Origin of the sequence: Actinocrinis puniceicyclus (assembly GCF_018283645.1) — a bacterium.
Classification (GTDB): domain Bacteria; phylum Actinomycetota; class Actinomycetes; order Streptomycetales; family Catenulisporaceae; genus Actinocrinis; species Actinocrinis puniceicyclus.
In genome coordinates, this window is sequence record NZ_JAGSXH010000022.1 from 47,225 (window position 1) to 69,270 (window position 22,046).

At 69.9% G+C, this 22,046-nt stretch carries 17 protein-coding genes and 1 pseudogene; 10 read left to right on the plus strand and 8 right to left on the minus strand.

What is annotated here, in order from left to right:
- The first annotated feature begins 2 nt into the window (after positions 1-2).
- Both KGA66_RS09185 and KGA66_RS09190 read left to right on the plus strand, forming a co-directional pair.
- Positions 3-722 carry a hypothetical protein gene (locus KGA66_RS09185; protein WP_211466698.1) on the plus strand — a complete coding sequence of 240 codons (720 nt, stop codon included), beginning with the start codon at positions 3-5 and terminating at the stop codon, positions 720-722.
- 13 nt (positions 723-735) lie between these two features.
- Complete coding sequence (locus tag KGA66_RS09190) at positions 736-1,584, plus strand: hypothetical protein (protein WP_211466700.1); 849 nt, start codon at positions 736-738, stop codon at positions 1,582-1,584.
- 119 nt (positions 1,585-1,703) lie between these two features.
- Here the strand turns inward: KGA66_RS09190 and KGA66_RS09195 are convergent, their stop codons facing one another.
- The 3 genes from KGA66_RS09195 to KGA66_RS09205 are packed head-to-tail and all read right to left on the minus strand — an operon-like array spanning position 1,704 to position 5,120.
- Positions 1,704-2,633, minus strand: a complete 930-nt coding sequence (locus KGA66_RS09195; RefSeq protein ID WP_438822025.1) for a carbohydrate ABC transporter permease — start codon at positions 2,631-2,633, stop codon at positions 1,704-1,706.
- Between the two features lie 26 nt (positions 2,634-2,659).
- Positions 2,660-3,667 carry a carbohydrate ABC transporter permease gene (locus tag KGA66_RS09200; RefSeq protein WP_211466702.1) on the minus strand — a complete coding sequence of 336 codons (1,008 nt, stop codon included), beginning with the start codon at positions 3,665-3,667 and terminating at the stop codon, positions 2,660-2,662.
- Positions 3,668-3,716: 49 nt separating this feature from the next.
- Entirely contained in the window at positions 3,717-5,120 is a 1,404-nt protein-coding gene (locus KGA66_RS09205; protein WP_246507276.1) for an ABC transporter substrate-binding protein, read from the minus strand.
- 464 nt (positions 5,121-5,584) lie between these two features.
- Here KGA66_RS09205 and recD2 point away from each other — a divergent pair, with 464 nt between their 5' ends.
- Positions 5,585-7,867 carry an SF1B family DNA helicase RecD2 gene (gene recD2 / locus KGA66_RS09210; protein ID WP_211466706.1) on the plus strand — a complete coding sequence of 761 codons (2,283 nt, stop codon included), beginning with the start codon at positions 5,585-5,587 and terminating at the stop codon, positions 7,865-7,867.
- Here the strand turns inward: recD2 and KGA66_RS09215 are convergent.
- Both KGA66_RS09215 and srmL read right to left on the minus strand, forming a co-directional pair.
- Entirely contained in the window at positions 7,856-8,683 is an 828-nt protein-coding gene (locus KGA66_RS09215) for an AAC(3) family N-acetyltransferase (protein ID WP_211466708.1), read from the minus strand. The two genes, recD2 and KGA66_RS09215, sit on opposite strands and share 12 nt — an antisense overlap.
- A gap of 242 nt (positions 8,684-8,925) precedes the next feature.
- Entirely contained in the window at positions 8,926-10,068 is a 1,143-nt protein-coding gene (gene srmL, locus KGA66_RS09220; protein WP_211466710.1) for a PheS-related mystery ligase SrmL, read from the minus strand.
- Between the two features lie 336 nt (positions 10,069-10,404).
- On the opposite strand from srmL, the gene KGA66_RS09225 reads away from it, so the two are divergent.
- The 4 genes from KGA66_RS09225 to KGA66_RS09240 all read left to right on the plus strand — a co-directional run bounded on the left by KGA66_RS09225 (position 10,405) and on the right by KGA66_RS09240 (position 14,243).
- Positions 10,405-10,764, plus strand: coding sequence for a YciI family protein (locus KGA66_RS09225; RefSeq protein WP_211466712.1), 360 nt, complete (start codon positions 10,405-10,407; stop codon positions 10,762-10,764).
- A gap of 84 nt (positions 10,765-10,848) precedes the next feature.
- Positions 10,849-12,120: an RNA polymerase sigma factor gene (locus KGA66_RS09230; protein ID WP_211466714.1), complete on the plus strand. Its 1,272-nt coding sequence runs from the start codon at positions 10,849-10,851 to the stop codon at positions 12,118-12,120.
- Positions 12,121-12,309: 189 nt separating this feature from the next.
- Complete coding sequence (locus KGA66_RS09235) at positions 12,310-13,548, plus strand: molybdopterin-dependent oxidoreductase (RefSeq protein WP_211466716.1); 1,239 nt, start codon at positions 12,310-12,312, stop codon at positions 13,546-13,548.
- Positions 13,548-14,243, plus strand: coding sequence for a hypothetical protein (locus tag KGA66_RS09240; protein WP_211466718.1), 696 nt, complete (start codon positions 13,548-13,550; stop codon positions 14,241-14,243). The genes KGA66_RS09235 and KGA66_RS09240 overlap by 1 nt, the downstream gene beginning before the upstream one ends.
- Before the next feature lie 78 nt (positions 14,244-14,321).
- Here KGA66_RS09240 and KGA66_RS09245 read toward each other — a convergent pair whose 3' ends face one another.
- Positions 14,322-15,203: an SAM-dependent methyltransferase gene (locus tag KGA66_RS09245; protein WP_211466720.1), complete on the minus strand. Its 882-nt coding sequence runs from the start codon at positions 15,201-15,203 to the stop codon at positions 14,322-14,324.
- A 423-nt stretch (positions 15,204-15,626) separates the two neighbouring features.
- Here KGA66_RS09245 and KGA66_RS30900 point away from each other — a divergent pair, with 423 nt between their 5' ends.
- Both KGA66_RS30900 and KGA66_RS29935 read left to right on the plus strand, forming a co-directional pair.
- Positions 15,627-16,184 carry an RNA polymerase sigma factor gene (locus KGA66_RS30900; RefSeq protein ID WP_211466722.1) on the plus strand — a complete coding sequence of 186 codons (558 nt, stop codon included), beginning with the start codon at positions 15,627-15,629 and terminating at the stop codon, positions 16,182-16,184.
- Positions 16,185-16,192: 8 nt separating this feature from the next.
- A complete protein-coding gene (locus KGA66_RS29935) occupies positions 16,193-16,924 on the plus strand; it encodes a hypothetical protein (protein ID WP_246507277.1) in 732 nt (243 codons plus the stop codon).
- A gap of 107 nt (positions 16,925-17,031) precedes the next feature.
- On the opposite strand, the pseudogene KGA66_RS32030 reads toward KGA66_RS29935, so the two are convergent.
- Positions 17,032-17,242, minus strand: a pseudogene (locus KGA66_RS32030) (SAM-dependent methyltransferase); the annotation flags it as partial.
- A gap of 165 nt (positions 17,243-17,407) precedes the next feature.
- A complete protein-coding gene (locus tag KGA66_RS09260; protein WP_211466724.1) occupies positions 17,408-18,019 on the minus strand; it encodes a hypothetical protein in 612 nt (203 codons plus the stop codon).
- Positions 18,020-18,071: 52 nt separating this feature from the next.
- Between KGA66_RS09260 and KGA66_RS09265 the strand changes: the two genes are divergently transcribed.
- Positions 18,072-21,860 (plus strand): RHS repeat-associated core domain-containing protein, encoded by a 3,789-nt coding sequence (locus tag KGA66_RS09265; protein ID WP_211466726.1) that lies wholly within the window; start codon positions 18,072-18,074, stop codon positions 21,858-21,860.
- Positions 21,861-22,046: the final 186 nt, after the last annotated feature.

The window sequence follows — 22,046 nt, forward strand, 5'->3', positions numbered from 1 at the left end:
ACATGGCCGGTTTCGACACCGCGAGCACCGTGCAGAACCAGGTCCCGGCGGCAATCAACTACTGGGGCAAGCCGGCGTTCTGGGTGCGGTACTTCTCGCCCTGCTACTACACTGCGCTCAACTCCGACCCGGTCACCGAGTGCACGGCCGTCTGGAACGGCAACAGCAGCTCGCCGAGGCTCGGCGTGATCAGTGCGCCGACCCAGTCGCGGCTCAACGGCACCAGCTCCGAAGGCCACGCCGACGCCCAGACGTTCATCAGTTCGCTGATCTCGACGTACACCTCGGTGGGCCCGCTCCAGCTGCCCGCGAACGGAGTCCTGTACTGCTGGCTGGACCAGGAGGCCTCGACCTCGCTGAGCCTGTCCTACTGGAACGGCTGGGCCGGGTACGTCAACGGATACGCATACGCCGGCGGGCACCCGTTCCACGCCGCGCTGTACTGCAACCCGTACGCCGCCCCGCCGAACTGCTCGGTGATCGACAGCTCCTCCGCGGTGCACTGCTACGCGGTGTGGTCCAGCGAACCGCTCAGGTGCTCCAACACCCTCGCCAACCCGCCGGCCTGGGCCGCCGAGTCGTGCTCCGGGGTGACCACCATGCTGTGGCAGTACTGGGACGAAGGCATCTGCTACAGCACCTCGGCCAATGTCGACCTCGACGTCGGGCGCCCCAACACCAGCTACGGCAACTACTGCTTCTACCTCAGTTCGAAGCCGTAGCGGGGGCGTCGCGGTGCTCGCAGGGCCTCTCAACCCGCCGCAAGCGGCGCTCTCCGGCGTCGTGCTCGGCAGCGGCGCGCTGTTGCTCCTGGCCGCAGCGGCGAAGCTGGGACGCACGGCGCGCCGCGCCGCGGCGCGCGGGCAGGACGCCGGAGAGGACGCCGGCGAGGGCGGGGCGATCCGCGCGGCGCTGCGGATCGGGCCGTCGCGCTGGCGCCGGGTCGAACTGATCGCGGGCCTGGTGGAAACCGCGACCGGCGCGGCGGTGTGCCTCGGTTACCGTCCCGCCGTCGCGGGCACCGCCATGGCGATTCAGGGTACGATATTCCTGTCCTTACTGACATATGCCCGCCTGGTGAAGGCGCCGGGCGGGTGCGCTTGTGTCCGCCGGCCCGAACACCCCGGCGCGACGGTCGGCCGGCCGGCCCAGGCGCGTGCGGGCTTCCTGCTCGCGGCCGGAGTCACGCAGGCAGTCGGCGCGCCTCTTACGCAGCGGTGGTGGGGGAGCGGGTCGGCAGTCGCGGAGCGGATCGCCGCCGCCGCGATCGCCCTGGGCGTCCTGGCGGCTCTGCTGGAAGCCGAGCAGCCCTGGCGCACGCCGCGCTGTGGCCGCCGGATCTTGTCGCCCCGGCGCGACGCGTTCGCGGCGCTGGCGAGGCACGGCACGTTCGCGGCCGTGTCCGCCGCGGCGGGTCCGTTCGCCGGCGGCCACACGCATCGGCGAGACGGCTGCGCCGACGAGTTCGCGTTCCGGGCGACCGGACGCGTGGTCGTCTTCCGCGTCAGCCGCACCGGGCCCGGCGGCGCGCCCGCTGTCCAGGCCCGGGTCGAGGCCGTCCTCGACCCGGGCCCGGCGGCGTGAAGAACGCTGCACCGATCGACGCGTCACGGCGGCGGGCCGGGCACCGGACCGGTCACTCGACCGGAGCCGGTACCCGGCCCGCCGTGCTGCGTGGTTCCTTCGGTTCGCGCCGGGGTCGCTCAGCCCTTCACCGAGCCGGCCAGCAGGCCGCGCACGAAGTAGCGCTGGAGCGAGAAGAACACCGCGAGCGGGACGATGATGGCGATGAACGCGCCCGCGGTCAGCAGCTCCCATCGTCCGCCGAACGAGCCGACCATCTGGGACAGCCGCACGGTCAGCGGCTCGACCGCCTGCGAGCCGCCCGCGAAGGTCAGGCCCACCAGCAGGTCGTTCCACACCCACAGGAACTGGAAGATGGCGAACGCGGCCAGCGCCGGGGTCGCCAGCGGCAGGATGATCGTGCGGAACACCCGGAAGTGTGACGCCCCGTCGACCAGCCCCGCCTCGATCAGGTCTCGCGGGATCTGCGCGATGAAGTTGTGCAGCAGGTAGATCGCCAGCGGCAGCGCGAACATCGTGTGCGCCGTCCACAGCGACACGTACGTGCCGCTGACGTTCAGCGCCGGGATGAGCGCGATGGTGCCGATGTGCGCGCCGCCGGAGAACAACTGGAGCAGCGGGACCAGCGCCAGCTGCAACGGGACCACCTGGAGCGCGAAGATGAAGAAGAACAGCGCGTCGCTGCCCCTGAACTTCACCCACGCCAGCACGTAGGCCGCCATCGCCGCGATGCTCAGCGGGAACAGCGTGGCCGGGATGGTGATGGCCAGCGAGTTGACCAGGAACGGCATGATGCCGCCGGAGGTACCGAAGTTGGCGCTGTGGAAAAGCACGGTGTTGTAGTTCGACAACGTCAACTGCGGATGCGCGAACGCCGTCCACCAGCCGGAGGTCGCGGACGCGCCGGACGGCCGGAACGAGGCGATGAACAGGCCGAAGGTGGGGACCGTCCACAGCACGGTGAGCAGGATCACGAGGACCGAGGCGAGCGGGGAGGCGAAGGAGCGGCGTACCGCCTTCACGGCCGACCCGGTCGGGCCCGTGTTGATCGGGGAAACGACTTCGGCAGGAGTGCTCACCGGATCTGCCTCTCCCGTCGTAGCAGGACGATGTTGTACCCCACCAGCGGCAGGACGCCGGCGAACAGAATGACCGCGAGCGCGCTGCCCTTGCCGGTGTCGAAGTTGGTGAAGGTCTGCGAGTACATGTCGTTGGCCAGCACCTCGGTGCCGAAGTTGCCGCCGGTCATGGTGCGGATGATGTCGAACAGCTTCAGGGTGATGATCATCACCGTGGTCAGCACCACGATCAGCGTATTGCGGATCATCGGCAGGGTGATGCGGAACGCCATCGCCAGCCCCCGCGCGCCGTCCACCTTCGCCGCGTCGATGATGTCGTCCGGGATGGCCTTGATCGCCGCGGACAGCACCACCATGGCGAACCCGGTCTGCGACCAGACCATGATCACCATGAGCAGGAAGTTGTTGAGCGGGTGGGTCAGGATCCAGTCCGGCGGATTGTGCCAGCCCAGCTTCATCACGATCTCGCTCAGCAGTCCGGTCTGCGGCCTGCCGGGCGCGCGGTAGTCGTAGACGAACTTCCAGATGATCGACGCGCCGACGAACGAGATCGCCATCGGCATGAAGATCAGCGACTTGTACACCGACTGCCATCTGAGCCGGTCCACCAGCACGGCCATCAGCAGCCCGAGCACGGTCGCCACGATCGGTGCGATCAGGATCCACAGCAGCGTGTTGATCAGCGCCTGTTGGGCCGAGTGGTTGGTGAACGCCCAGGTGTAGTTCTTCCCGCTGATGAAGGCGGTGGAGTCGTCGTTGTAGAAGCTCAGATAGATCGTGCGGATCGCCGGGATGACCAGCCCCACCGCCAGCAGGATCAGCGCGGGGCCGAGCAGCACCGTGATGGTCATCGGCCGGTGCAGCCGGCCGGTGGCCCGGCCGGCTGCCACGAAGATGATCAGGCCGACCCCGAAGAAGATCAGGATGGCCTCGCCGCTCTGACCGAGCTTCGAGGCCGCGTCACTCGCGGTGCCGGCCAGGAACGGGTGTACGGGCGCGGACATCATCCGGCCTCCGGGGTGCGGAGGCCGGACGATGCGATCGAGCTCTGCGTCACGACGACGGCCAAGCGCTGTCGATGTCCTGCGCGACCTGGGTGGTGTTCCAGCCCTGGGCGAACCACGCGGTCATCGCCTTCCACTCCTCCCCGGAGCCGATGGCGGCCGGCATCAGGTCCGAGGCGTCGAACCGGAAAGTGGAGTTCGGGTCGGTCAGGTACTTCGCGGACAGCTGGTCGATCGGGTCGGTGTAGAGGGTCTTGTCGACCTTCTCGTTCGCGGACACCCAGCCGCGGGCGACCTTGATCCGGGCCTCGGCCCACTGCGGAGTGGACAGGTAGTTCTGCACCGCCTGCACCTCGGGCCGCGAGGAGAACGCGGTCACGAACTCGCCGCCGCCCTCGACCGGGGTCTGCGTGGAGCCGGCCGCCGGCAGGTAGAACGCGAACACGTCGCCGTCAGGCCCGACCTGGGTGCCGGTCGGCCACTGCGCCTCGTAGAACGAGGCCTGCTGGAGCATCCAGCAGTCACCCTTGAGGATCGGCTTGCCCGCGTCCTGGAAGGTGGTGGTCGCGATGGTCTTCACGCCACCGAAGCCGCCGTTCACCCACGCCGGGTTGAGCATCCAGTTCTGGACGGTCTTCATCGCGTCCTGGATCTGCGGGTCGGAGAACTTCGCCTTGTGGCTGACCCAGTCGTCGTAGACCTGGCCGCCGTACTTGCCGAGCACGACCTCCTCGAGCCAGTCCGTGGCCGGCCAGCCGGTCGCCGTGCCGGAACTGATGCCGCCGCACCACGGCTTGCCCTTGCCGGAGGTCGCGATCTTCGCCGACAGCGACATCAGGTCGCTCCAGGTGGTGGGCACCTGGTAGCCCGCCGTCCTGAACGCCTTGGGCGAGTACCAGACCAGGGACTTCATGTTCGCGCTCATCGGCGCGGCGTAGAACGTCCCGTTGACGGTGGCGTACTGCTTCCAGATCGGTGCCCAGTTGTTCTCGTTGGACACCGTGTCGGCCGGCGGCTTGACCACCTTGTGCGTCTTGACCATCTGGGCCAGCAGGCCCGGCTGCGGGATGACGGCCAGGTCCGGGGCGTTGCCGCCGGAGACCCGAACGCCCAGCTGCGACTCGAAGTCGTTCGAGCCCTCGTACGAGATCTTGATCCCGGTGCAGTGCGTGAACTGCGCCCACGACTTCTGCAGGGAGTCCGACTCGGGACTGATGATCGAGGCGAACATCGTCACGGTCGTCCCCGAGTGGCCCGCATACGCCTGGTACTGCGCGCAGTCGCCGGTGAGGGAGGGTGTGGCCTGCGTGCCCTTCGAACCGCTGCTGCACGCGGCCGCGAGCAGCGAGGCGGATGCGGCGGCGGTGAGCAGTGCTCGTCGTCTGGCGTGTGGCCGTGTGTGCTCGTCGTGGCTCCGGGTACGTGGCCCCCGTGTGCCAGAGGTGCTGAACATCATCGTCCTCGATCCCTGACTCGCTGATTTCCGGTGCGTTCTCAGGAAAGTCGTTGACTCGGCCCGAGAAACGACACATGAGATGCAACCTTGGTTTTGTTGCCGCGTCCAGCGTTATAGCTGGATCAACCCGGTAACGATTCGGCCAACCTATTCGGCCGCGTCGTGATGACGGGTGATGGCGCACGTCGCGCCCCTTCACGCCTGGAAACTACTCGCCCGGCGAGCGCGGCGAAGGATTCACCCGCCGCAATGGGCCGAATGGGTGGGAATCGCCGGGGTCAGGCAGTATGGGTTAGCCCGAAAGCAGTAGACCGCGGTGTCCGGCCGTCCGGGCGCCGAGAACTGGCGCTGCCGACCGCATTCGGCTGCCCGCCCGTCCGGCGCGACCTGGCGCGGGGCGCGGGGCGAACGATCCGCGCGTTCCCGGCCGGGCTGTCCCATCCGGCCGATAAGGTGCGGTCATGGCTGCGGCGACGGGTGTCCACACGCAGGAAGAGGGCCCGAGCCCGAACCTCCACCTCGCGGTGCTCGAAGGCGTGCTCGAACGCATCACCTACGCCAACGAGGAGACCGGTTACACGGTCGCGCGCGTCGCCGCGTCGCGTTCCTCCGGCGCCCGCGGCTCGGACGAACTGCTCACGGTGGTCGGCGCGCTGCTCGGCGCGCAGCCCGGCGAGTCGCTGCGGATGCGCGGCCGGTGGGGCTCACACGCGCAGTACGGCCGGCAGTTCCACGTCGAGAACTACACGACGGTCCTGCCCGCGACCATACAGGGCATCCAGCGTTACCTCGGGTCCGGGCTGATCAAGGGCATCGGGCCGAAGCTGGCGGAGCGCATCGTCGAGCACTTCGGCACCGACACGCTCAACATCATCGAGACCGATGCGCAGCGCCTGGTCGAGGTGCCCACGCTCGGGCCGAAGCGCACGAAGCTGATCGCGGACGCCTGGGTCGAGCAGAAGGCCATCAAGGAGGTGATGGTCTTCCTCCAGTCGGTCGGCGTCACCACCTCGATCGCGGTACGGATCTACAAGAAGTACGGCGACGAAGCGATCGACGTGGTCAAGTCGCAGCCCTACAAACTGGCCGCGGACGTGTGGGGGATCGGTTTCAAGACCGCGGACGCCATCGCGCGGGCTGTCGGCATCCCGCACGACTCGCCGGAACGCGTGAAGGCCGGGCTCCAGTACACGTTGTCGCAGGCTTCCGACGCGGGCGACTGCTTCCTGCCCCGGGAGAAGCTGATCGAGGCGGCCGTCAAGATCCTGACCGTGGACGCGACCCTGTGCGGCACGTGCCTGGAGGAGCTGGTCGCGGCGCAGGGCGCGGTGCGCGAGACGCTGCCTGGGGAGTGGGCGGACACCGAGGCGGTGTACCTGGTCCCGTTCCACCGCGCCGAGGTCTCGCTGGCCGCGCAGCTGCTGCGGCTAAAGAACGCGCGCGAGGATCGGCTCGCGCAGTTCCAGCAGGTCGAATGGGACAAGGCGCTGGCATGGCTGCGCTCTGGCACCGGCAGCGAGCTGGCGCCGGAGCAGGAGCAGGCCGTGCGGCTGGCGCTGACCAGCCGGCTTGCGGTGCTCACCGGCGGCCCCGGCTGCGGCAAGTCCTTCACCGTCCGCTCGATCGTGCGGCTGGCCCGGGCGAAGCGGGCGAAGGTCGTGCTGGCCGCGCCGACCGGGCGCGCGGCCAAGCGGCTGGCCGAGCTGACCGGAGCCGAGGCCGCGACCGTGCACCGCCTGCTCGAACTGAGGCCCGGCGGCGACGCGGCCTACGACAGGGACCGCCCGCTGGACGCGGATCTCGTCGTCGTCGACGAGGCCTCCATGCTCGACGTGCTGCTGGCCAACAAGCTGGCCAAGGCGGTGGCCCCCGGCGCGCACCTGCTGCTGGTCGGCGACGTGGACCAGTTGCCGAGCGTCGGCGCCGGCGAGGTGCTGCGGGACCTGCTGGACGCCGAACCGGTGCCGCGGGTGCGGTTGACCCAGGTCTTCCGGCAGGCGCAGCAGTCGGGCGTCGTGGTCAACGCGCACCGGATCAACGCCGGAAAGCCGCTGCGGCTGCGCGAGTTCCCGGACTTCCACCTGTTCACCGAGGACGACTCGGACAAGGCCGCCGAACTCGTCGTCGAGCTCGCGGCCAGCCGTGTGCCGCGCCGGTTCGGTTTCGACCCGCGCCGCGATGTCCAGGTGCTCGCGCCGATGCACCGCGGCCCGGCCGGGGCCGGCAATCTCAATATCCTGCTTCAGCAGGTGCTCACACCGCATCGGGACGGCGCACCGGAGCGGCGCTTCGGCGGCCGGGTCTTCCGCGTCGGCGACAAGGTCACCCAGATCCGCAACAACTACGACAAGGGCGCCAACGGGGTGTTCAACGGCACCGGCGGCATCGTCACGGCCATCGACCCGGACGAGCAGAAGCTGGCCGTGCGCACCGACGAGGACGAGCTGATCCCGTACGACTTCGCCGAGCTCGACGAACTCCAGCACGCCTACGCGGTCACCGTGCACCGTTCACAGGGCTCTGAGTATCCCGCGGTGGTCATCCCGGTGACCACCAGCGCCTGGACCATGTTGCAGCGCAATCTGCTCTACACGGCGGTCACCCGGGCCAAGAAGCTGGTGGTGCTGGTCGGCTCCGAGCGGGCCCTGGCCCAGGCGGTGCGCACGGCCGGCTCCGGCCGCCGCCACACGGCGCTGGACCTGCGCCTGGACGGCAGACTCACCACGCATTATTCAGAGCTCTGATTTCACCGCGGCCGGCGCGAACCCGCTGGCGTGGCCCTCCCACCAGCGCAGCGCGAAGTCGTACGCCGCCCGCACGCCGAACAGCCGTGCCCGCGCGGCGCCCACCGGACCCGTCCGCACCGCGCCGGTCTCCGCTTCGAAGCCGCGGCCGAGTCGCCCGAACCGGGAGTCGTCCAGGTCGACGCCCTCGAACGCCGTCCAGCCATCGCCCGGCCAGTCCGCGATCCGGCACTGGTACGCGCGCCGCGGCCGCGCCAGCTGCGGGGCGTACTCGGCGAGGTGGAAAGCCGTGCACGCGTCGTAGCCGACGCCGAGCAGCAGCACCTTGGCGTCGGCTTCGTGCAGGGCGCCGAGCGGCGAGTCCCAGCCCAGGTGACACTCCAGCTTGTGCACGGCCATCAGCTGGCGCGCCCGCGGACCCACCGCCGCGAGCGAGGTCTGCGGATGTGTGCTGCGGCATGCGCCCGGCATGGTCCTTACGCACTCCGCGAGTGCCCCCATACCGGACGACGGAGTGGTGCGCGGGTCGAAGGCGGGCAGTCCCGCGCGATAAGCCTTGACCTGCTCGGCGTCCAGCCCCGCGACGGCTTGACGGTGGACGCGGGAGGTGGTGGAGTTCCACGCGGTCTGCGTGGGCACGACCACGGTGCCGGTGGAGCCCACCTGATCGAGTAGAGCCCTGGCGACGGTGTATGCGCAACGGGTGCGCGGGGCGACCCGGCGCAGCGAGCAGTGTACGAGCACGATATCGCCCGGTGCGAGGCCCAGGCCCGCCAATTGCCTGGTCAGCCGCCTGCATTCGCGCTGCTGCGTCATCGGGGGCATCCGTCTGGGCACCAGGACAAGGTAGCGCCGCCCGGCCGCCCGGTCTGCCGGAACGTGAAACTTACCGCCGTACGAGTGAAGAATTGAAGAAACACGGGTGAAGAAAGGCGCGGCCGACGCGTTGGCTCGGTGGGTCGATGCGGACCTGGTTTGGTCGCGCCGGCCCTCCGGTCCGCTGTTCATCGGGGCATGAGGCGGGAATGAGAAGCGGGTGAGTTACCGGATCGCTGTCCTCATCCGGCTGTCGCCGCCCACTGGTAGGCGGTGCCGCGATGTACGGCCGCGTAGATGCGGTCCCGCAGCAGGTTCGCTTCGTGATCGGTCAGCGTGCGTTCCAGGTCTCTGAGAACGACGCGCACCAGCAGGTTGTCCTGGTCAGCGCGCGCGCCCAACCGGTCGCGGGCCGCGGCGGGCAGGGTCGCGAGCGGCGTACGCGAAAGGATCTGCACGGATTCGACCTGCGCCGCGCCCGGGCCGAGCGCGTCGCGCACCCGGTCGCCCAGGTCCTCGGCCGAGTCGCCCTCGTTCACCGCGACGGACAGGTCCCGGCGCACCGGCGGCATCGCGGAGACCGCACGGTACGGCTCCAGGTCCAGCATCTGCCCGGCGATCCGGGGATCTGACGCACGCAGCAGCCGGATGTCCGGCACCGACTTGACCAGCATCAGCAGCCTGTCGAGCCCGGGGCCCAGCGCGAGACCGCGGTACGCGTCGTCGAGGCCCGCGCGGGCCAGGACGCCGGGGTGCGCGAGACCGCCCTCGCCGATCTCGATCCACTCCCCGTTTACCAGCACGTCAGCCTGCTGGCCGTTCAGCGTGTAGGGGTGTACGCGCGATTCGAGGCGGTGAGCGGCGCCGGGCAGCAGCGCGTTGAGGATGAGCGCGATCATCTCTCGCAGATCCGCGTCGCCGAGTCGCGGCGTACGGCGGCTGATACGCCACAGGTCCACTTGATGCGGCGTGCCGGTGTGCAACCGGTCGATCGCATCGCGCCGATAGACCATCCCAGGGCACACGAGCAGTACATCGTCGGCTGGGTCGGCGGCCAACGCGCGCAAGGCGGCCGGGACGAGCGCGCTCGAGTGGCTACGCAGCATCCGCTGCTCATCCACATAGCGGGTGTATCGCGCGTCACGCGTTACATCGCTCGGGTCATAACCGAGGGCGTCGTAGTTGTCCGCGATCGGCACGATGCGTTCACCACGGCACCAGCGCACCTCGCACCCCCATGCGTCGGCGAGGGCACGTACCGCGCGGTCGAGCACGAGCTGCACCGCGTGCGCGCCCTCGCGCGGGTCGGACAGGTCACGGATCGCCAGGTCGCGCTCGAGGTGCTCGGCGGACAGCGCGACGGCCGAGGCAGGCAACGGGTTCATCAGAGGACTTCCTGTCTGGTTGGAGCGGACGGTTCGGGAGAACCCCTGGTCCGTCGGCTCGAACCCTGCGGAAGTCGCTAGCGGCCTGAAGCGGCCGAGGCGTGGGGAAGCGCGACCCCTGCGGTTCCCGGACGGGACCAGGGGCCGGTAAATCGGTATGTCACGACTACCGAGGCCACGTGTCCAGCATACGGGATCGAACCGGCGCGCAGCCCGCCGGAGAAATCTTCCGGGCGATGTCGAGATGCGGCCTTCCCCGTTCGACGCGTAGACAGGAAAGGCGAAAGGCGCCCACGGCCCGGCTCATCCCCAGGCCGGAATCGGAAGGTACTGCACATGCGATACATGTCACTGATCAAGATCGATCCCGCCGGCGTGCCCGAGGGCGGCCCGAGCGAGGAGCTGATGACCGAGATGGGCAAGCTGATCGAGGAGATGACCAAGGCCGGGGTGCTGCTCGACACCGCGGGTCTCGCGCCGCTGGAGGAGTCGACCCGGGTGCAGCTGTCCGGCGGGAAGCTGACCGTGCTCGACGGCCCGTTCACCGAGGCCAAGGAGTTCGTCGGCGGTTACGCGCTGATGCAGTGCCGCTCCCAGGACGAGGCGGTGGAGTGGGCGAAGCGTTTCCTGACCATCCACGGCGACCAGTGGGAGATCTCCCTGGAGGTCCGCGCGGTGCAGGAGCCGGACGCGTAGCCTCCCTCACCGTCTCGGCGGCGCCGTGCGGAGCGCCGCAGGGGGCGCTTTGCGCAGGCGCCGCCGCGGCGGTGAGATGGGGGTGTGAACCAAGCCGACGAGCGGACCCGGCGCGCGGTCGAGGCGGTGTGGCGGATCGAGGCGCCCCGCCTGATCGCCGGGCTGGCCCGGATCGTCGGCGATATCGGCGTGGCCGAGGACCTGGCGCAGGACGCGTTGATCGCAGCGTTGGAGCAATGGCCGGACGAGGGGGTACCGCGCAGTCCCGGCGCCTGGCTGATGGCGGTGGGCAAGCGGCGCGCCGTGGACCTGATCCGCCGCGACCGGACGTACGCGCGCAAGCTCGCGCTGGTCGGCCGGGACCTCGACGCGGACGAATCGGAGTCAGGTCTCGGGATCGAGCCTGACGCGATCGAGGACGACCTGCTCGGGCTGGTGTTCACCGCCTGCCATCCGGTGCTCGCCCCGCAGGCGCGCGTGGCGCTCACGCTGCGGCTGCTCGGCGGTCTCACCACCGTGCAGATCGCCCGCGCGTACCTCGTACCGGAGGCCACGATCGCGCAACGCATCGTGCGTGCCAAACGGCTGCTCACGCAGCAACGGGTGCCGTTCGAGGTTCCGGCCGGGGCGCAGCTGGCCGAGCGGTTGCCCTCGGTCCTCGAGGTGGTCTATCTCATCTTCAACGAGGGCTACTCGGCGACCGCGGGGGACGACTGGATGCGCCCCGCGCTGTGCGAGGACGCGCTGCGCCTGGCCCGGGTGCTGGCCGGCCTCATGCCGGCGGAGCCTGAGGTGCACGGCCTGGCCGCGCTACTGGAGATCCAGTCCTCGCGGGTCGCGGCCCGCGGCGGCGCGGGCGGCGGCGTGGTACTGCTGGCCGATCAGGACCGGGGGCGCTGGAACCGGCTGATGATCCGCCGCGGCTTCGCGGCCCTGGCGAAAGCCGACGCGCTGGCGAAGGCGAGAGGCCGGGCCCCCGGGCCCTACCTGCTGCAAGCCGCGATCGCGGCGTCGCACGCACGAGCCCTGACCACGCAGGACACCGACTGGGCCGTCATCGCGCGCCTTTACGACGCTCTCATCGTTCTGCTTCCATCACCGGTCGTCGCGCTCAACCGCGCGGTCGTCGTGGGCATGGCGCGCGGGCCGGCCGCCGGGCTGGCCCTGGTGGACGAACTGGCCGGCTCCGGCGAGCTGAAGGACTATCACCTGCTGCCGGCGGTGCGCGCGGACCTGCTCGCCCGGCTCGGCCGATACGGCGAGGCGCGCACAGAGCTCGAATACGCCGCGCCGCTGGCGCGCAACGCCGCCGAACGCGCGCTGCTGCTCGAACGCGCTGCCGCGCTGCCGCGCTGACCTGTGCCCGCGGCGCAACACCACGTGTTCGTGCCGGCTCAGCCGGCCGGGCCGGGCGGCGGCGACTGACGCTCGCTCGCCCACACTCGCAGCGGACCTGCGGCGTCATGGTTCGGTAAGGGGGTCGTAATCGGTCGGTAAGGGCGTTGGTGCTGGTGAAGTGGGGTGTGCGCGGGATTCGATGGGCACATGGCCAGATTCGAGTTCCCGACGCCGCCGTCCTGGTTGCGGCGCGGACCGCTGCGCGAGGGCGCGTTCCGCAGTTCCCTGCACGACGAACGCACCGCCGCGCTGCTGGGCACGGCGCTCGGCGTCGCGTTCGCCACCGCGTTCCTGACCGGTTTGATCAGCCACGAACTGCAACTGCGGCACCCGCCGAGCTGGATTCCGGACCGGCCGGTGTGGATCTACCGGTTCACCCAGGGCCTGCACGTGGCGTCGGGCCTGGCCGCCGTTCCGCTGCTGCTGGCGAAGCTGTGGACGGTCTATCCGCGGCTGTTCACATGGCCGCCCCTCTCGTCGCTGCGGCACGGTCTGGAACGGCTCTCGATCCTGGTGCTGGTCGCCGGGGCCGTCTTCCAGTTGGTCACCGGCCTGCTCAACGTGATCCAGTGGTATCCGTGGGCGTTCGCGTTCGTGCCGACGCACTATCAGGTCGCGTGGATCACCGTAGGCGCGCTGATCGTGCATATCGCGGTCAAAGCACCGGCGATCGCGCGCGGCTACCGACGATCGGCCGTACCGGCGGCTTCGACCGTGTCTACTGCCGTGCCTGCCGAACCGGCGGCATCGGTCGTACCGGCCGTCCAGCCCGAGGCGGCCTCAACGCGGCCCGGCACAGTCAGCCGTCGTTCGCTGCTTACCGCGACGGGCGCCGCGGTCGGCGTCGTCACGCTGACCACCGTGGGCCAGTCGGTGACCTCGCTGCGCGGCCTCGACCTGCTCGCGCCGCGCGACCCCTCGGTCGGGCCGCAGGGCGTGCCGATCAACCGGACCGCAGCCCAAGCCGGGGTGCTCACCAGCGCCCATGACCCGGCCTGGCGGCTCGAGGTCGCCGGGCCGCGTCCCTTCCGCCTGTCCCTGGCTCAACTCGGCGCGCTCCCGCAATGCGAGGCGGCGCTGCCGATCGCGTGCGTCGAAGGCTGGTCGGTCAACGGCCGCTGGGCCGGGGTTCGGCTGCGCGACCTGTTGGATCGGGCCGGCGCGGCGCCCGGCGCCGACATCCGCATCGTCTCGCTCGAGCGGTCCGGGTTCTACGCCACCACCACGATGCCGCGCGAGTACGCGCGCGACCCGCTCACGCTGCTGGCGCTGCGGCTCGGCGGGCTGCCGCTGAGCGTCGACCACGGATATCCGGCCCGGATCATCGCGCCGGGCCGGCCGGGTGTGCTGCAAACCAAGTGGGTCCAGCGGATCGAGGTGCTGTGATGTCGAGTGGACGGTATCTCAGGGTGCGGGTACCAGCGTTCCGGTCCGCCGCCGCCGCCGCCGCGGCCCGCCCAGCGCTGTTCGCCAGGATCGCGCTCGGCGCGTTCGGCGCGTGGGTGGCCAGCATCGGTGCGCGGGCACTGCTGCGCGGGCACCCCTTCTCCGCGAACGCGCCGGTCGGCCGCTGGCTGATCGGCGGGGTGATCGCGCACGACGCCGTGATCGCTCCGGTGGTGTTCCTGGCTAGCGCGGCGATGGTCCGTCTGACCGGCCCGCGCACGCGTCAGGCGCTGGCGGCGTTGCTGCTGATCGGCGGTTCGGTACTGATCGTCGGTCTGCCTGATGTGTTGCGCAAAGGCCACAACCCGAATCCGACCGTGACCCCCTTGGACTACACCCGCAACCTGGCCGTCGTGCTGCTCGCCGTGGCGGGCGGGGTGCTGCTCACCACCGCGGCGAGCGCGGCGCGCGCGGCGCGCCGGCGGCGATTGTGCCGCGGGGCCGAGGTGAGCGCCGCCGTGCGGGCCGCACCGGCCGAAGCGCGGGAGGGCCGGATCGTGAACGACGACGCGAACCGGACGACCGCGGTCGAGTCCGGCGCGGCCGAGTCCGGCGCGGGCGAATCCAGTGCGGTCGAATCCAGTGCGGTCGAATCCGGCGCGGTCGAATCCGGCGCGGGCGAGAGCGGTGGCTGATTCTGTCTCCCGCACGCCGACGACCTGAACCTGATCGGCTACGACCTGACCGACGGCCCGTCCTGGACCGGCCCGCCGTCACTCGATCTTGAAGGCCACGGCCGCGTAGCAGGAGACCTCCGCGTCCGTGACGCTGGAAAGTCCGTTGTGCTCGTCGGGCCGCCAGCGGTGCGCGACCGTCACCCCCGGTTCCACCAGGTCCCAGCCCGCGAAGAACCTCGTGAAGTCCGCGCGGGTGCGCGGTTGCAGAGTGCCCACGGACGACCGGTAGACCATCGACGCCTTCTCCGACGCCTCCGGGGCGAAATCGGAAGTGCCGTGCGAGATCACCAGCGCGCTGCCCGGCGCGACGGCGTCCTTCAGCCGCTCGACGATGGCGTATGCGCCGCCCTCCGTATCGCCGCCCCGCTGATCTGGCACGGCGTCGTGCGAGGCGCCGAACTCGTCCGAGACGTCGAGGTCGTCGGCGACGAAGGGCAGCACCGAGTTGAGGCTCAGCGCGACCGGGCGGGAGAGGTCCAGGGTCTCGTGCAGCGCCGGGGCCGACAGGATCGATCCGGGCTTTCTCAGGTCCGCCTCGACATAGGCGGTGCGCCCGGCGGGGTGGCTGCGCAGGAGGGCCTGCGCGTGCGTGAGCACGATCGGGTCGTTGTCGACGTAGACGATCCGCGCGTCGGGCGAGACTTCCTGCGCGATCTCGTGCAGGTTCGGCGACGTAGGTATGCCGGTGCCGATGTCGAGGAACTGCCGCAACCCGCGCCGCGCGAGGTAGCGCGTGGACCGGTGCATGAACTCCCGGTTGGCGCGAGCAGTGACCAGCGCCGTGGGGAACGCGGCCATCACCCGGCCGACCGCCTCCCGGTCCGCGGGGAAGTTGGTCCGCCCGCCCAAGTAGTAGTCATACATCCGGGCCGCGTGCGGCCGGTCCAGCTGCAAGTCAACGCCGGTCTCGTCGTCCATGCCCAGTGTCCTTCCGCCCGTGGCGCAGACCGCAACAATACCGCGAACGCCGAATCAGAGTTCGCAGTCGCCCGCTCGATCCGGTGGGGGGCGGTCGCGCGGCCGAACGCGCGCCGGTCGGTTCACTACCGCACGCTCGATAATCCGCGAGGCCGTTGAACAATACGGGCCCGTCTCTGGTTGCCTGGAGTGCATAAGAGCCCTTTCCAGGCCCTTTCACCGACGGCCGGCCCGGCACGGAACGGCGAGGTGCCCGCGAACGCCCGGAGCGTCCCTGATGATTGACCCGGTACACCCGTCGACGGCGCTCTGCGCCGAACGGGCCGTGGGCGCGGACACGGGTCTGACGGCCCGCCGCATATTCGACCCCGGCGCGAGCGTCGCCGTCGAAGACGTCTGCCGCCGCCGGTGGGATTCGCTTCGGTGACACGCGAGGAGCCGCCGACGCGTGCGGGGTCCCGGCTCACCGGGTATCTGCATTTGTCGTTCACCGTCTTCGTCGAGAAGCACCAGATCATCTGGCTGAAGTTCGCGCACCTCAACGTCGGCGCCGAGGCCGCCGCGGAAGAGATCGTCGACGAGGTGACCGCGCAACTGGCGGAGAACTGGGAGCACGCGCTCGCGCAGGACAGTGTCGAACGCTACGCCCTCAACCTCGTCAAGACCGCGGTCGTGCGCTGGCAGGCCGAGCACGCCGCGCCCTGCGACTTCGTGCCCAACGCGGCGTTCCTGCGCGCGATCCGCGACGGGCGCAACGATTTCGCCGTGCTGGACGAGTCGCTCGGCCTGTTCAGCGCGATCTCGGAACTGCCCGAGCGTCAGTACATGGTCATCGTGCTCTGCTTCGTGCTCGGCTACTCGGACCAGGACGCGGCGCGGCTGCTGGGCATCAAACTGACCACCGTACGCACCCACATCCACCACGCCCGCCGGCGTCTGGCCAAGCAGCTCGATCTGCGCGCCCCGGACTGCGAGGACTGATCTGCACCGTGTCCCACCTGATGACGACGATCGACGATCTGCTACGCGACGCGCGCGTCCTGGCCGACGATTACTGCGACTACCAGCCCCCGGCCGTGGAACTGCGGCTCGCCCGCGCGCTCGCCCGGCGGGCGATGCGCGCCGAGTACCCGGAGAGCACACGCCCCGCGGCGGCCGCGCCCAACCGCGGCTCGGAACCCGAACAGGCCCGGCACGAGCTGGACCTGACCTGCACGCTCGTATTGAACTGGCCGCAGGCCGCGGCGAGCTTCGCGCGGCTGACCGAGACCCTCAACGACCCGGACGGCGCGCTGGTCTTCGCCTGCCTGCTGCACTTGACGGCCCGCGAGGAAGGCGCGCGGTTCTGGTGGAAGTTCGCCGCCGGCGCGGGCAATCCGACCGCGGCGTTCTGCCTCTACCTCGACCACCGCCGGCACGCGGAGTACCGCGACGCGGACTACTGGCGCCGGCAGTCCTCCTGCCTCAGGGTCAACCCCCTTCCGCGCAGCCGCGTGACCTGCGCGCCGGGCACCCTGCTGCCGCGCAGGGAACTGCGTGCGCTGCTCGCCGAATGCCACGAGGGCCGGCACCCGCAGTTGCCGCCGCCGATCGAACGCGCGATCAGCCGGCTGCCTGTCGCCGACGACGAGTGCTTAGACGGGGAGGTTCCCACACCGTCGAGGAACCTGGTGACCACGCTCAGTGGCGACGGCCGGCCGCGCGGCGGCGGCGCGGGGTAGCGCCGGCCCGGCCGAGGGCGGCCGGCGCGATCAGGGCCGGCGGCCCACGGCGGCGTACATCGAGTAACGCGCCGCGTCCCCGTCCAGCGGATCCAGCGGCGCGGGTCGACGCCGAGCCCGGCCAGCAGTGCGACGACGCGGCGCAGGAACGCCCGGTTCGCCACGGCGAACGTTCGCGCGTCCGGCCACGCGGCCATCGCCTGCTCGGCAAGCGCTCGATCGGCGGCGAAGTTGTGTGATCCACCGAGGTGGTAGTCGTACATGCATGCGGGCCGCGGACGGCGTCTCGATATCGACCTCGTCCGGTGCCCAGGCCAGCCGTCCCTGCGCCGGAACAGCTGAATGATCTACCGACTCGAACGCCGACGAGTAGGCTGAGCCTGAATGGCGGCAGTCTGATCACAAGGGGGTGGCGTGGTGGAGCAACTCGTACCTCTGTCGGGGCCCGAATCCCGTGACGGCGGTCGGACGCTGCGGGCGCCGTCACGGATCCGCGGCAGGCTCCGGGCATTGTGGTGGGCCTCGGTACCGGTCTGGTCGCTGGGCCTGCTCTCGTGCGTGCCCTTCTTTCGGCGCGCAGTCACCAGCAGGCGCGCGCGTGACTGGGGCATCACCGCCGCTTACCTCGCCGCGACGCTCGTCGAGATCGTTTTCATCGCCGCGGCGGGAGATCCGTCGAAGGCGAACGGTTACCACGGGAACCTCGGCGACATAGCCGGCGCGACGGCCATGCTGCTCATGGGCGTCGGGGGAGTGCACGCCTGGGTCGCCTTCCGGGGCAACGCGCAGCCCGCCATCGGCGCGCCCCCATCGCTGCACGACGCGAATCGCCTCGCCGTGACCGCGGCCACCGAAGCCGCCAAGCGGCGAGTCGAGGCTCGGCAGATCGCACAGTCGAACCCGGTGTTGGCCCGGGATCTGCGCGTCGGGCGGCCCGACCTTCCCCGAGCCTTCGACGACGGCGGCCTGATCGACGTCAATCACGCCTCGGCCGCTCTGCTCACCCAGATCCTCGGCTGGAGCGCGGGCGAGGCCGGAAAGGTCATCGAGGCCAGAGAACGGGCCGGCGGCTTCCAGAGCGTCGCCCCAGATCACCGACCCGCTCAACCACACCACCAAGTACCTGTACGACCAGCTCGGCGACCTGGTGCAGACCACCGACCGCAACGGCGGCCTGACTCAGGCCACATACGACACCAACGGCGAGCGGCTGGCGCTTACCGACCCGACCGGCGCGCAGACTCAGGCCACGTACGACTGGATGGGCCGCCGAAGCACGAGCACCGTGCTCGACCGGTATCCGACCACGACATCGGTCTCGACATACAACTACACGGCGTCGTCCAGCGACCCGGGCGGAGCGTTCCTGTCGTCTACCGTCACCCAGGACGGTGCGACCACCTCCTACGGTTACGACAACACCGGCGAGCAGACTCAGATAACTGACACCGCCGACAACACCAGCAAGACGGCCTATGACTTCCTCGGCCGCCCGGCCACCAACACCCTGCCCGACAACAGCTCCACCACGCTCCAGTACGACGCCGCCGGCGACCTGCTGCAGACCCAGGCCAAGGACCCGAGCGGCACGGTGCTGATCACGACGTCAGCCACCTACGACGCGGACGGCAACCGGCTGTCGGCCGTCGACGAGCTCCAGCACGCCAGCACCTTCACCTACAACGCCGACGGCGAGCTGACCCAGGAAGTCCAGCCGGTCACCGCCGGCTCCTCGGTCACCATCAGCTTCGGCTACGACGCGGCCGGTAACCGCACCCGCTACACCGACGGCCGCGGCAACAACTGGATCTACACCTACAACCCGTGGAACCTGCAGGAGTCGGTGATCGAGCCGACCACGTCGACGTACACCACTGCCGCGCAGTCCACTGTCACCACCGCCTACGACGCGGACGGCCGCCCGGTCACCCAGACACAGCCCGGGGGCGTGAGCATCACCGCCGGGTACGACAACAACGGCAACCTCACCAGCCAGTCCGGCAGCGGGGCCGACGTCGCCACGGCGAGCCGCACGTTCGGCTATGACGGCGACGGCCGGATCACCTCCGCGTCCACCACCGCGGTCGGTACCTCGGGCAGTGCCGGCTACCAGCCGGCGACCTCGGAGACCTACACCTACAACGACCGCGGCGAACTGCTCACGGCCTCCGGCGCGGCAGGCTCATCCAGCTTCAGCTACAACGCCGACGCGTTGATGACTCAGCGCAATGATGCGGCCGGTACTACCAGCTACGGTTACAACGGCGCCGATCAACTGTCTACAGTCACCGACGCGACTACGAACACGATCGCTCAGTACACGTATAACACGCTCGATCAGGTCAAGCAGATCCAGTACGGCACCGGTGGCAACCTGCGCCAATTCGGTTACAACACTCTGCACCAGCTGACCGGCGACACGCTCACCAACGCCGCGGGCACCACCACCCTGGCCGCCATCAACTACGGCTACGACAACAACGGGAACCTGACTTCGAAGACCACCACCGGGTTCGCCGGTGCCTCCTCGAACACTTACTCGTACGACTTCGCGAACCGCCTTACCTCGTGGATCTCGGGCAGCGCCACCACGAACTACGCCTACGACGCGTCCGGCAACCGCACCCAGGTAGGCGCCAACGTCTACGCCTACGACGCCCGCGACGAGCTGACCGGCGACGGCGTGAATACGTACACTTACACGGCCCGAGGTACGATGTCGTCGCAGACTTCCGCCAGCGGCGTGGTGAACTACGCCTCCGACGCATTCAACCAGCAGATCAGTGTCGGCGCCCAGTCATACGGCTACGACGCCTCCGGGCGCGTGATCACCGACACCTCCAGTGGCGGCGGCACCCGCACCCTGCAGTACAGCGGCACCGGCAACGACGTCGCCTCTGACGGGGCCGACACCTACGCCTGGGATCCGTCCGGCGCGCTGGTCGGCATCGGTGCGGCGGCGAGCGGCGGCGGCACCACGCCCGGCAGTGGCACCCTCGCCTATACCGACCAGCACACCGACGTGGTCGGCGACTTCACCGCGACCGGGACCGCGCTGTCCGGATCCACCGCCTACGACCCGCTCGGCAATGTCCTGACCAGCAGCAACCGCCTCGGATCGGTCGGATACCAGTCCGCCTGGACCGACAACGCCACCGGCAAGGCCAACATGGCCGCGCGCTGGTACAACCCGGCCACCGGCCAATTCATGAACAAGGACACCGCGCAGGTCAGCCCGGTGCCGAACAGCGCTCAGGCGAACCCGTTCGCCTATGTCGGTGACGACCCGCTCACCGCCACCGACCCGACCGGCCACTGCGGCGGCTTCTTCGGCTGGGTCTGCTCCGCCGCCTCGGCGGTCAACCGGGACATCATCCAGCCCGCCTGGCACTGGACCGATCGCAACATCGTCCAGCCGGTCGAGCACGCCGCGGAAAAGGCCTACCACTGGGTCAAGAACGGGTTCGAGGATCTTATGCGCGGCTTCGCCACCGCCCTGCACGCCCTTCAGGACGCCTTCGCCTACGCGCAACGACAACTCGCGGCGCTGGAACGCAAGCTCTACTCCGCCGGGAGGCGGGTCTACCACCAAGCGGTCAAACGTGCGCGCGCGGTCGTGCACGTCGTGACCACGGCCTACCACAGGACGATCAGCGCGGCGCATAAGGCGATCTCTTCCACCGTGACCTTCGTCAAGCACCACGCGGCCGCGATCACCTCGATCGTCGTCGGGGCCGGTGTGTTCCTCGGCTGCTCCGCGCTCACCGGCGGCATCGGCGCCATCGGCTGCGCAGCGCTCGCCGGAGCCGCGTCCAGCGCCGTCTCGTACAGCATGACCTGCGGCCAGAGCAAGTCGGGCTGCACCGCTCTCGGCGCGGTCGAAGCCATCGGCATCGGCGCGGTCGGCGGCGCGGTCGGCGGGGCCCTGGCCGGGCCGCTCGGCGGCAAGCTGGTCAGCGAGGCCCTCGACGGGGTCCTGCCCGACGTCGCGGGCTCGGCCCTGGTCGGCGGATTCTCCGGCGGCGGAGCCGGCGCGACGAGCGGAGCACTCGGCTACGCCGCCGGTTGCGGTTCAAGCCGAGAGGGCTGCTCGTGGTCCGGCCTCGGCTCGGCCAGCCTGCACGGTGCTGAACAGGGCGCAGCCACCGGTGGTATCGCTGGAGCCGTCGCCCCCGTCGCGGGCCGCGCGATCTCCAGCCTGCGCGGCGGGTGCCACAGCTTCACCGGCAACACCCCGGTCCTGCTGGCCGACGGAACCACCAAGCCCATCGACCAGATCAAGGTCGGCGACCGCATCACCGACGCGGTGCCCGGCGAGATGAACAACCAGGCTCACACCGTCAGCGCAGTGATCGTCACGGCCACCGACCACGACTTCGCCGACGTCGCCGTCACCCCGACCCGGGCCGCGCAGGGCGAGAACGCCCGGCAGGGCAGGATCAAGTCGACGCTCAGCAAGGCCGCCGTCGGCCTGGCCGCCGCCCTGGTCGCCGTAACCGGCACCGCCACAACCGCGAGCGCGGCTACGCGCCAGCCGGCGACCGTGGCAGTGACTAACGCATCCGCAGCCAGCGCAGACGTGGCCGCGCACGGCGGCACACTGACGACGACCTTCCATCACCCGTTCTACGACCTGACCCAGGCCGCGTTCGTCGAGGCACAGCACCTGCACGCCGGCGACGTCCTTCAGACCCCCACCGGCACCGCCGAGGTGACCGCGGTCCGCCTCTACCACGCGAACACCACCACCTACGACCTGACCATCGGCGCCCTCCACACGTACTATGTTCTTGCGGGCAGTGTCGCAGCACTCGTACATAACTGCGGGAATGGCGGAGAGGGGGCTGCTGCTAGCGAGCCGGAGGTAACGCCGTACTCGATTTACCGCACCCCTCACAGCTCCGACCTTGACCCAATGCCGGGACTGTGTCGATAAAGGTGGGGACCAGTGGAGAGGACTGATTCCTATGACTATCGACGTTGTTGATGTGGAAGGTCCGGTTGTGGTAGAGAGCGCCGAGGCGATCACTACCATCGAGGCGGAGGCCGGGATGTCGGGAGCGGACCTGACGGACCTGCTCGATGCGCGGGCCATCGCACAGCTGGCCGAGCGGGCCAGGCA